Genomic DNA, 10,136 nt, shown 5'->3' on the forward strand with positions numbered 1-10,136 from the left:
CACGCCGCGAAGTGCAACCGCCGCCTGCAGGACAGGCGCGACGCCATGTCGCAGGCGGGAAAGAGGCCCTGCGTGGCGAACTGCGCGACGGCCCGCGAGATGGCCTGCTGGGTCTGGGCGATAGCGCTCATGGTCCGGTAGCGCCCGCGGCGAGATAGGAGTCCGACCCCGGGGCGCGCCGCGCTCGAGGCCGTTGGGAGGCCATTCCAGTTCCTTTTTCTGGGCAGCGGGGGACCGCCACGCCCGCCACGAGACTGCGATGAAGCCGGAGGCCCCCAGCCGTAGCAACGAAATGCGGTTCCGACCCGCGGATATTAGAGTGCCGAACGTGCGTCGAGCAGACACGCCCTCAAGCGGCGCGTCCCCCGGGTGAAGATAGGTCGTCCCCGCCCCCCGCGGTAGCTCCCCGGGGGCGGGGACGTTTTGCCACTTGACAATGTTCAACTCATATTAAAAAGCCGCCGAGCGGACAAACGTCCACCCTGCGGCTTTGCAAGCAACCTAACAATATAAAGTAGCTAGAGCAGCTATTACATGCCCTCGTGGAAGGTACGAGAGATAACCTCGTCCTGCTGCTCCTTGGTGAGGTTGTGGAAGTTGACAGCATAACCGGAAACGCGAATGGTCAGCTGCGGATACTTCTCAGGGTGAGCCTGGGCGTCAAGCAGGGTGTCACGATTGAACACGTTGACGTTCAGGTGGTGGCCACCCTTCTCAGCGTAAGCGTCGATCATGCCAACCAGGTTGTCTGCCTGAGTCTGGGGGACGTCAGAAACCTTCATGTGAGCCTCCTTCTATGCCCGCGATGCGGGCCCGGTACCAAAGTCGCTATCGAGATTATATCTCGATATGGAGTCATTGCCACCAAGACAATGACATTTTTGCAATCGTACGCAACGTCCATACGCTGCGAAAATGTGCGAGTCGCAGCACAGATTGCAAAGCAAGCGGGCAAAAAGCCAACAACCTCTCGCCCGCCGAATCAAAGCGATTTACTGGCAGTCGCAAGCGCCCTCGGGAGCCGAGGAGTCGGTGCAGTCGCAGCAGGGAACAACGTTCTCGATCTCGATGTCACCAGAGAGGTCCAGATCGCCAAAGAACACCTGGTCCTCCTTGCCCAGCGCGCCGGGGATGATGGAGAAGGTGTTGGAGATGCCGTCCTGAGCGTCGCGGAACGGAAGCTTGGAGACGGAGGACAGCGAAGCGATGGCGCCGTGGGTATCGCGCTGGTGCATGGGGTTGGCACCGGGGGCGAAGGGCACGCCGGCCTTACGACCGTCGGGGGTGGCACCGGTCTTCTTGCCGTAGACCACGTTGGAGGTGATGGTCAGAACCGAGGTGGTGGGGACGGAGTTGCGATACGTGTCGTTCATACGGATGTACTCCATGAACTGGTGCACGATATCGTGGGCGAGGACGTCGACGCGGTCGTCGTCGTTGCCGTACTTGGGGAAGTCGCCCTCGATCTCGAAGTCGACGATGATGCCCTGCTCGTCGCGAACGGGGTGAACCTTCGCGTACTTGATGGCGGACAGGGAGTCGGCGACAACGGAGAGGCCTGCGATACCGGTAGCGAACCAGCGGTGAACGTGCTTGTCATGCAGAGCCATCTGGATGCGCTCGTAGCAGTACTTGTCATGCATGTAGTGGATGATGTTCAGCGAGTTGACGTACACGCCGGCCAGCCACTGCATCATGTCCTTGTACTTCTCCATGACGTCGTCGAAGTCCAGGGTATCGCCCTCGACGGCGCGGAACTTGGGGCCGACCTGCTTCTTGGAGACCTCGTCCACGCCGCCGTTGAGCGCGTAGAGCAGGCACTTGGCCAGGTTGGCGCGAGCGCCGAAGAACTGCATCTCCTTGCCGACGCGCATGGAGGACACGCAGCAGGCGATCGCGTAGTCGTCGCCGTGGTAGACGCGCATGACGTCATCGTTCTCGTACTGGATGGACGAGGAGGCGATGGAGGCCTTGGCGCAGAACTCCTTGAACGCGTGGGGCAGCTTGGTGGACCACAGGACGGTCAGGTTGGGCTCGGGGCTGGTGCCCATGTTCTCCAGGGTGTGGAGGTAGCGGAAGCTCATCTTGGTGACCAGGGTGCGGCCGTCGACGCCCATGCCACCGATGGACTCGGTGACCCACTGGGGATCGCCGGAGAACAGGTTCTGGTACTCGGGGGTACGGGCGAACTTGACCATACGAAGCTTCATGATGAAGTGGTCGACGAACTCCTGGATCTGTTCCTCGGTGAAGGTACCGTTCTTGAGGTCGCGCTCAGCGTAGATGTCGATGAAGGTGGAGGTACGGCCGATGGACATGGCGGCGCCGTTCTGCTCCTTGACGGCAGCCAGGTAGGCGAAGTACATCCACTGGATGGCCTCCTGGGTGTTCTTGGCCGGCTTGGAGATGTCGAAGCCGTAGAAGTCGGCCATCATCTTGAGCTCGCCCAGTGCGCGAATCTGCTCCTGCAGCTCCTCGCGGTCGCGGATGTTCTCCTCGGTCATGACCTTGGGGGTGGAAGCCTTCTGGGCCTCCTTGTCCTTGATCAGGTAATCGATACCGTACAGGGCGACGCGACGGTAGTCGCCGATGATGCGGCCGCGGCCATAGCCATCGGGCAGACCGGTGATGATGTGAGCGGAACGGCAAGCGCGCATCTCGGGGGTGTACACGTCAAAGACGCCGGCGTTGTGGGTCTTGCGGTTGAAGGTGTAGTTCTCGACAACCTCGGGGTCGATCTCATAGCCGTGCTGGGCAGCAGCCTGCATGGAGATGCGGATACCGCCGTTGACGTGCAGGGCGCGCTTGAGCGGCTTATCGGTCTGAAGACCAACGATGGCCTCGCGCTCGGGGTGAGCGGCGTCGATGTAGCCAGCGGGGTGGCTCACGATGCCGGTAACGGTCTTGGTGTCCATGTCGAGCACGCCGCCCTGCTCGCGCTCCTTGAGGAGCAGAGCCATGACGTCGTCCCACAGCTTGGTGGTGCGCTCGGTGGGACCGACGAGGAACGACTCGTCGCCCTCGTAGGGGGTGTAGTTCTTCTGGATAAAGTCGCGAACGTCAACCTCGTTCAGCCAATTGCCGCCTTCGAAGCCTTCCCATGCCTCCTGCATTTTTGTGACCACTCTCCTAGAGTCAACGTTGCGCGCGTTGGGGGCTCGCGCGCGAATATATTGGACCTCGATGTATGGGGAAACCAACAGCCCAACGCATACTTAATTAAACCCATCAGGCAATAAGCCGTTTAACCATGCATAAGGCACCGTTCAGGGCATAAGATGCGCGCTCGGGCGTCAATTAAGACCATTCACCGAGAAATCACCCATGTTCGTAAGAATAACATAGGCGGGCATGGGCGTACGCCCCCAACTCCTACAATTTTGGAGCAATTTAGATGTGGCTAACTCCATCATCTACATAGGTTTTATCTCACGCTTTCATACAATAAAGTGTCTATCCTATTCATACTTTTGAACCCCACCATCCAATATGCTCCACCTGACCGATGTGCACGCATTTAAAAACCGCTCGTCATGCGATACCAGCAGCAGCGCTCCCGGGTATCCTGCAAGAGCCCGCTCTAGCGCCTCGACCGAATGAAGGTCCAAATGGTTGGTCGGCTCGTCCATCACTATGAGGGCGGGCGACGACAAAACCCCCAGCGCCAACAGCAGCTTTCGCATCTCCCCCGGGCTGGTTGCGCATCCCTCCAGTATGCGAGCCGGATCAGAATTGAGCTGGGCCACCACGCTGAGCACCCGGCCGCGCTCTCCGGAAGACAAGGCCCTCACGCGCTCGACCACGCCGTGCGCGAGCTCCTCGTCCAATTCCTGCGGAATATCCAGCCAAGCGATGTCATCCGGAACATGTGGACGAAGATGTTCTAGAAGCGTCGACTTTCCCGCCCCGTTGGGGCCCGTGATGGCGATGTGGTCCGTATTGCCCACATAAAGGTCGGGGAGGTGCAGCACACCGGGCCCGCACGGAATATCGCGCGCGCCGGAACGTATCAGCACGCGTCGCGGCGCCGGGGCCACGTCGAGCCACAAGTCGCCGTCGTAGCGCTTTTCGACCCGGGAGTGCGCCAGCCGTTCGCGTGCGGCATCAAGGCGTCCCTCCAACTGAGAGGAGAGCCGACCCCGTTTTCCGTCTTGCCCGCTGAAGCGCGCGAGATCGATTTTCGCCTTGGCGCTCCTGTCCTTTGGATCGATATGCCGCTTTGACATGCGCGCATCCGCCCGAGCGGCTTCATGGGCGCGCTTGTCCTTCTCGACCACAAGTCGATCAAGCTGCTCCTTGGCGCGGCGCCTTTCGCGCATCGATGCCGTTCTCTCAAGATCGCGCCGGCCGCTCGCCCGCGTAAAGCCGCCTGGCCGCACCCGCACGGCACCCGCCTCGAATGACGCGCACCGGTCTACCAGGCCATCCAATAACTCGCGGTCATGACTCACCACGATACCTATGCCGTCAAAGTGGCGCAGCACCGTCATGAGGCAAGATCGCGCGGCGGCGTCGATATGGTTGGTAGGCTCGTCCAAGACCAGCACGTCAGGCTTCGCCCACAGCGCGCAGGCGATCTGGATCTTTTTCTGTTCCCCGCATGAAAGCTCGTCGTAACGCCAGGGCATATCGTCCTCTAGGGCGAGTTCGCAGCGCAGGCCACGCGCTTCTCGATCGTATGCCGCAGCAAAATCATAGAGGTTTTCAGGCGCAAGAGCCGTCTCCTGAGAGCACAGCAAAGAAACAGAAGGGCCGGTCACCAATCCAGCTTGCGGCTTCAGCTGTCCGCACGCGATTTTGGCTAGCGTCGTTTTTCCGCATCCGTTATCCCCCAAAAGGCCCGTCCAGCCCTGGGGAAAGACAACGCTGACGTCGCGAAGGATAGGCTCCGCGGACGAAGGATAGGTATAAGTAATGGATTGAAGCGACAGCTGCATGCATATCTCCTTGTGACATTTCAAGCCGCGTCCCGCCAACATGGCGAGCGCCTTCGCGCGCGGGGCGCGGCGAAGCGGACTTTTTACCGGTGCATCCGGCGATGTTGAAATGTCTTAGAAGCGCATGGTTGCCAATCTATGAGAAGGAACGCCCTCGCATGGGGCTCGGTTTCACTACGAGCGGGCGCTTAGACGAGCATAACAGGGTCGATAACGCGCGGTCAAGGAAGCACATTCACGCCAGCGGCGACGTGAAGCCCCGGTTACCGCACACGGGTAAAAACCGGTAAAAACCACGTTGCAATACCCACAACACACACATTCAAGATTCAGCAAAGGTGCTATTATAAAAGCAACATCTGGCGTCCGCTCTCTCGATCGGCAGCGCTCAGGTTGTTAGGATTAGGGGCCTAGGCGCTGCAACGCCGAAGCCCCACTTTTATGCCATGACGCTATCGCCGTGGCATTTTCATCCTCACTCAAAGAAAGCCGTCAAAGCGTTTAGAACCGCACATGCGAGTTCCAGTAATTCGATCACGATATCGACCATAGGACATCGCTCCTTTCGAATTAAGAGCGCTGCCCTTGCGGACGCCAAATGCTGCTACCAACTTTATGGCATCTACCCAGCGATAAGCAGACCCATACTCCATCCCCATAAAGTATCCAATACCGAACACTTTACGATTTCTTGAGGAATTGCTCTCTTGACTTGGTTTCAATGTGATATCACAATGAGACCAACGAAGCGCACGGAAAGCTTCGTATTGGGGGTCGTCCTCCCCCACGGAACAACAGGACGGCGCCCGGGCCGTCACGCAAACGCGGGCGAATGAGTCGAGGAGGAACTTCGATGAGCGTGGAAAAGAAAATCAAGGCCAAAAGCGGATACGGCATGCTCGCCATAGTCGCCGTGCTGCTTGTAGTAATTGTTGGCCTGTTCATCTGGAGCGTCGCGGGCATGGCCGGCACGCCGGAGGGCATCGACACGCCCGCCGTCTACGGTTGGGGGCTAGGGGTCAGCATCTTTGCCTTCTTGCTGTGGTTTATCCCGTTGAGCGGCTTTTTCTCTCTGCAACCCGGCCAGGCGCGCGTATGCATCCTCTTTGGCAAATACGTGGGCACCGTGCGCGATGAGGGTTTCTTCTGGGCGAACCCCTTCTACAGCAGGAGCATGGGGAGCAGCGCGGGCATCGGCGAGATGCTGGAGCTCGAGATGAGCGACTCAAAGGCAGCCAAGGCCGCAGCTCAGAAAGCCGCCAAGGGCAACCCCACCACCATCTCCACCCGCGTGCGCACCCTGAACGGCGAACGCCTGAAAGTCAACGACAAGATGGGCAATCCCATCGAGATCGCCAACGTGGTGGTGTGGCATGTGGCCGATACCGCCAAGGCGCTCTTTGACGTGGACGATTACCAGAGCTATGTCGCTATGCAGGCGGAAACCGCGCTGCGCCACGTGGCGAGCATCTACGCCTACGACCACGCTGAGGAAAATTCCGACTCCATGGACGCCATCACCCTGCGCGCCAACGTGGAAGAGGTCTCCACCGCCCTGAAGCACGAGCTGTCCCAGCGCCTGGCCCCCGCCGGCGTAACCGTGGACGACGCGCGCCTCACCCACCTTGCCTACTCGCCCGAGATCGCCCAGGCGATGCTGCGCCGCCAGCAGGCGGAAGCCGTCATCGCCGCGCGCAAGAAAATCGTAGAAGGCGCGGTCTCCATGGTCGATATGGCCGTCAAGGAGATGGCGGCCGGCGGCACCATCGAGCTGGACGAGGAGCGCAAGGCCCAGATGGCCAGCAACCTCATGGTGGTTCTCTGCGGCGAATCCGAGGCGCACCCCGTTCTCAACGCTGGATCGCTCTATTAATCAAGACCGTATGTGATGCCGGAGCTCCCCAAGCGGGAACGCCGGCATCTCTGGTAAGGTCAAGTAAGACACAACACGAGTTCACGAGGCAGCTTACATGGCACGCAAGCAATATCCCCTTCGCATAGACCCCGCCATCTGGGAGGCGGTGCAGCGCTGGGCTGACGATGAGATGCGCAGCGCCAACGGCCAGGTGGAGTGGATTTTGCGAGACGCCCTCAAGCGCGCGGGACGCCTGCCAAAAAAGGAAGACGCGCCAAAAAACGACAAGAGTTAAATCGCCAGCAGCCATATGTCTGCAGAGCGCCGCGAGTGCAAACGAGCCCCCGATCAAGGGCAAGCACTCCGGCGCTCAATTTATATTGGGATTCTTTTCCCTGTTCAGAGGCATGTACAACAGATTTTGCAGCGCTGCCGGCACACGTTTTCGTAAGATGTACAGCAGATTGGATGGCGCTCCCGGCACTTCCGCGGGACGCTTCTTCACGACCGGGAGGTGACGATGGATATCAGCAACCAGATCAAGACAAGACGCGAGGCGATGGGCCTCTCCCAAGAACAGCTTGCCGAAAAGCTCTACGTATCGCGCCAGACCATCTCGAACTGGGAACGGGATAAAACCTATCCAGACGTGCAGAGCCTGCTTATGCTGAGCATCCTATTCGGCACCTCCATAGACACGCTCGTGAAGGGAGACGTGACCGTTATGGAAGAAGCCGTTGAGAGGGACCGCAAGCGTATGGGGACGAGGATGATGCGACTCGCCGTGCTGATGCTTTTACTGCTAGCCGCGGCGTTCGCGCTCATACTGTCGCCGGCGTTCGTTTGGATGGAAGAGGCCTGGGGAGTTGGCATCGCCTCCGCGGTCGCGTTTCTGCCCGCCGTCGCGGCACTTGTTGTGGCGGCGATCCTAGAGCAAATCAAACGCGAGAACGACCTGGTGACCTACCGCGAGATCCTCGCGTTCATGAACGGCGAAGAGGAGATCGATCGCGACCCGCGGGCACTGCCGCGCCGCGCATGGCCAACGCGCCACCGCCTGGCATACGACGTGCTGACCATGCTCGCCGCGACGGTCATGGGCGGCGCGATTGGTTACGCTGCATGGAGCTTGCTGCACTAGCCAACCATCAACCCCGAGTCAGCTCCCATCCCCTATCGAATGGCTAGCGATCGCCATCAATGCCCTTGAGCACAATCGACACGATAGCGCACAGAATGCCGCCGATGACCAAAGGAAGCCAGAAGTAGCTGACGGGAGAATCCGCAGCCGCGTGACCGCTACCAATAGCGTCCCAGGTAGTCCCGGCGAGCGAAGGTCCCATGAACAACCAGATAAGGGTGAAGATGGTAGAGGCGAGCATGATGACGACGCAGGCGGTCTCGATCTTCTTGTGCGTGCGCTTGGCTAAACGCAGCTCATCGCGAACCGTCTCGGGCACATCGATCCGCGCGATGTCCTCGACCTCAAGCTCCTCCACCGCGTCACGGTTGTACTCGTTGACATCCACGCGGCCGTACATCATGCCCGCGTAGACAATCACCCACACGCCAACCGCTACCAGCGCGAGCAGCGCGGCGCCCGCGGGGGCCTCCGCACCAGACTGGTGCTCGATGAAGTTGCCCAGAAGAATTCCCATCATGATGAACATAAGACCGGCGACCAAACCGCGCACCAGCACTTGGCGCGCCTGGAGCCGGTCCTCGTCCGTATAGAAATCCTCGATAAAGGGATGCGCCTTCACAAAGGCGGAGTGCTCCATGCCGGCGGAAACCAAGATGCCGACGCCCGCGAGCACGCCGGCGAACAGGGCACCGAGGCCCAAAAGCTCTCCCCAGCTAGCCGCCATGCCGCTATTGAACAGGCCGCGCAGGGCCGTCCCTTCCTCAAACAGCACAAGCCCCACCACGCCCAGCACAAAAGCGGCGACACCCGTTGGAACGCGCCTCGCGAAGCGACGCGTATGCTCGTCGTAGCCGCAAACGTCGGTCGCGGGACCGGTTGGCACCGCCTTGGCATCTGGCACCGGGGCGCGGTCGGTGAGATCGCCTTGGACGAGATCATCGAGCGAGCACTCGAATATCTGGCAGATCTTGATGAGCTTGTCCATCTCTGGATAGGACTTCTCCGCCTCCCACTTGGTGACGGACTGGCGTGACACGCCAAGAAGCATGGCAAGCTGCTCTTGCGTCATGTTGCGCGTGGCGCGCAGATGCTGGAGATTGTCGCGAAAACTCATGGTGGGTCCTCTCGTTTGCCCGGGACGCGACTTGCGGCCCGCTTTGGAGCGGGCGCGGCGTCCCAAGCGTTTGGCGTATTCCTGCCGGCGACTTACACACTACGGTAGCCACGCATCGAGAACCACCAACTTGAGGCTTCATTTTACGCAACTTACAGGCACCCAGCGGTTGCATTCCGCAGGTAGATTGCTTGAGCGGACGATGAGCGGGAATTTGCTCCCCTTATTACGGAAAATCCTCGCAGTGGGAGCACGATGCGAAAGCCATGCCGTTAGTCGCTGAGAAAACTATCCTCTTTTAATAAAACTATAGAACACACGTTCGCGTATTGCGCTATAATAGAGGCAGCGACATGGGCGGTGCCCTCCGAGTCCTTGCAGGGGGTTAGGAGGGTTCCCATGGCGAAAATCACCGCGCTGCTTATTGCGGCATCAGTGCTCGTTCTATCGATCGTGCTGCTCTTCCTTATCGCTCGCTAGCGATATAGGGGTGAAACTCGCCATATAAGGAAACAGCCGCCCTGTGCCGGAGCGGCTGTTCGTGCGGGTTTCACCCCACTGCTTCTACTCCAGGAGGGCGTACGCCTCCCAAGTCGCTACTAGTATACCCGCTTTTTAATATGAGTTGAACATTGTCAAGTGGCAAAACGTCCCCGCCCCCCGGGGAGCTACCGCGGGGGGCGGGGACGACCTATCTTCACCCGGGGGACGCGCCGCTTGAGGGCGTGTCTGCTCGACGCACGTTCGGCACTCTAATATCCGCGGGTCGGAACCGCATTTCGTTGCTACGGCTGGGGGCCTCCGGCTTCATCGCAGTCTCGTGGCGGGCGTGGCGGTCCCCCGCTGCCCAGAAAAAGGAACTGGAATGGCCTCCCAACGGCCTCGAGCGCGGCGCGCCCCGGGGTCGGACTCCTATCTCGCCGCGGGCGCTACCGGACCATGAGCGCTATCGCCCAGACCCAGCAGGCCATCTCGCGGGCCGTCGCGCAGTTCGCCACGCAGGGCCTCTTTCCCGCCTGCGACATGGCGTCGCGCCTGTCCTGCAGGCGGCGGTTGCACTTCGCGGCGTGCCTCGACGCCGCCGGC

At 60.2% G+C, this 10,136-nt stretch carries 7 protein-coding genes; 3 read left to right on the forward strand and 4 right to left on the reverse strand.

From position 1 onward, the window contains the following. Nucleotides 1-530: 530 nt before the first annotated feature. From grcA3 to HMPREF9452_RS04180, 3 genes are all read right to left on the reverse strand, one after another. The gene (gene grcA3 / locus HMPREF9452_RS04170; protein ID WP_009140865.1) at nt 531-782 is read right to left on the reverse strand and encodes an autonomous glycyl radical cofactor GrcA3; all 252 of its coding nucleotides are present in this window, start codon (nt 780-782) and stop codon (nt 531-533) included. 210 nt (nt 783-992) lie between these two features. After that, entirely contained in the window at nt 993-3,113 is a 2,121-nt protein-coding gene (gene pflB, locus HMPREF9452_RS04175; protein ID WP_009140866.1) for a formate C-acetyltransferase, read from the reverse strand. 345 nt (nt 3,114-3,458) lie between these two features. After that, on the reverse strand, nt 3,459-4,937 hold the full coding sequence (locus HMPREF9452_RS04180; RefSeq protein WP_009140867.1) for an ATP-binding cassette domain-containing protein: 1,479 nt from the start codon (nt 4,935-4,937) through the stop codon (nt 3,459-3,461). Nucleotides 4,938-5,790: 853 nt separating this feature from the next. Here HMPREF9452_RS04180 and HMPREF9452_RS04185 point away from each other — a divergent pair. The 3 genes from HMPREF9452_RS04185 to HMPREF9452_RS04195 all read left to right on the forward strand — a co-directional run bounded on the left by HMPREF9452_RS04185 (nt 5,791) and on the right by HMPREF9452_RS04195 (nt 7,933). After that, complete coding sequence (locus HMPREF9452_RS04185; RefSeq protein ID WP_009140868.1) at nt 5,791-6,810, forward strand: SPFH domain-containing protein; 1,020 nt, start codon at nt 5,791-5,793, stop codon at nt 6,808-6,810. Between the two features lie 97 nt (nt 6,811-6,907). Continuing rightward, the gene (locus HMPREF9452_RS04190) at nt 6,908-7,087 is read left to right on the forward strand and encodes a hypothetical protein (RefSeq protein ID WP_009140869.1); all 180 of its coding nucleotides are present in this window, start codon (nt 6,908-6,910) and stop codon (nt 7,085-7,087) included. A gap of 225 nt (nt 7,088-7,312) precedes the next feature. Continuing rightward, a complete protein-coding gene (locus HMPREF9452_RS04195) occupies nt 7,313-7,933 on the forward strand; it encodes a helix-turn-helix transcriptional regulator (protein WP_009140870.1) in 621 nt (206 codons plus the stop codon). A gap of 43 nt (nt 7,934-7,976) precedes the next feature. Here the strand turns inward: HMPREF9452_RS04195 and HMPREF9452_RS04200 are convergent, their stop codons facing one another. After that, nucleotides 7,977-9,050: a helix-turn-helix transcriptional regulator gene (locus HMPREF9452_RS04200; RefSeq protein ID WP_009140871.1), complete on the reverse strand. Its 1,074-nt coding sequence runs from the start codon at nt 9,048-9,050 to the stop codon at nt 7,977-7,979. Between the last annotated feature and the right edge of the window lie 1,086 nt (nt 9,051-10,136).

The organism is Collinsella tanakaei YIT 12063 (assembly GCF_000225705.1).
In the GTDB taxonomy this organism is placed as follows: domain Bacteria; phylum Actinomycetota; class Coriobacteriia; order Coriobacteriales; family Coriobacteriaceae; genus Collinsella; species Collinsella tanakaei.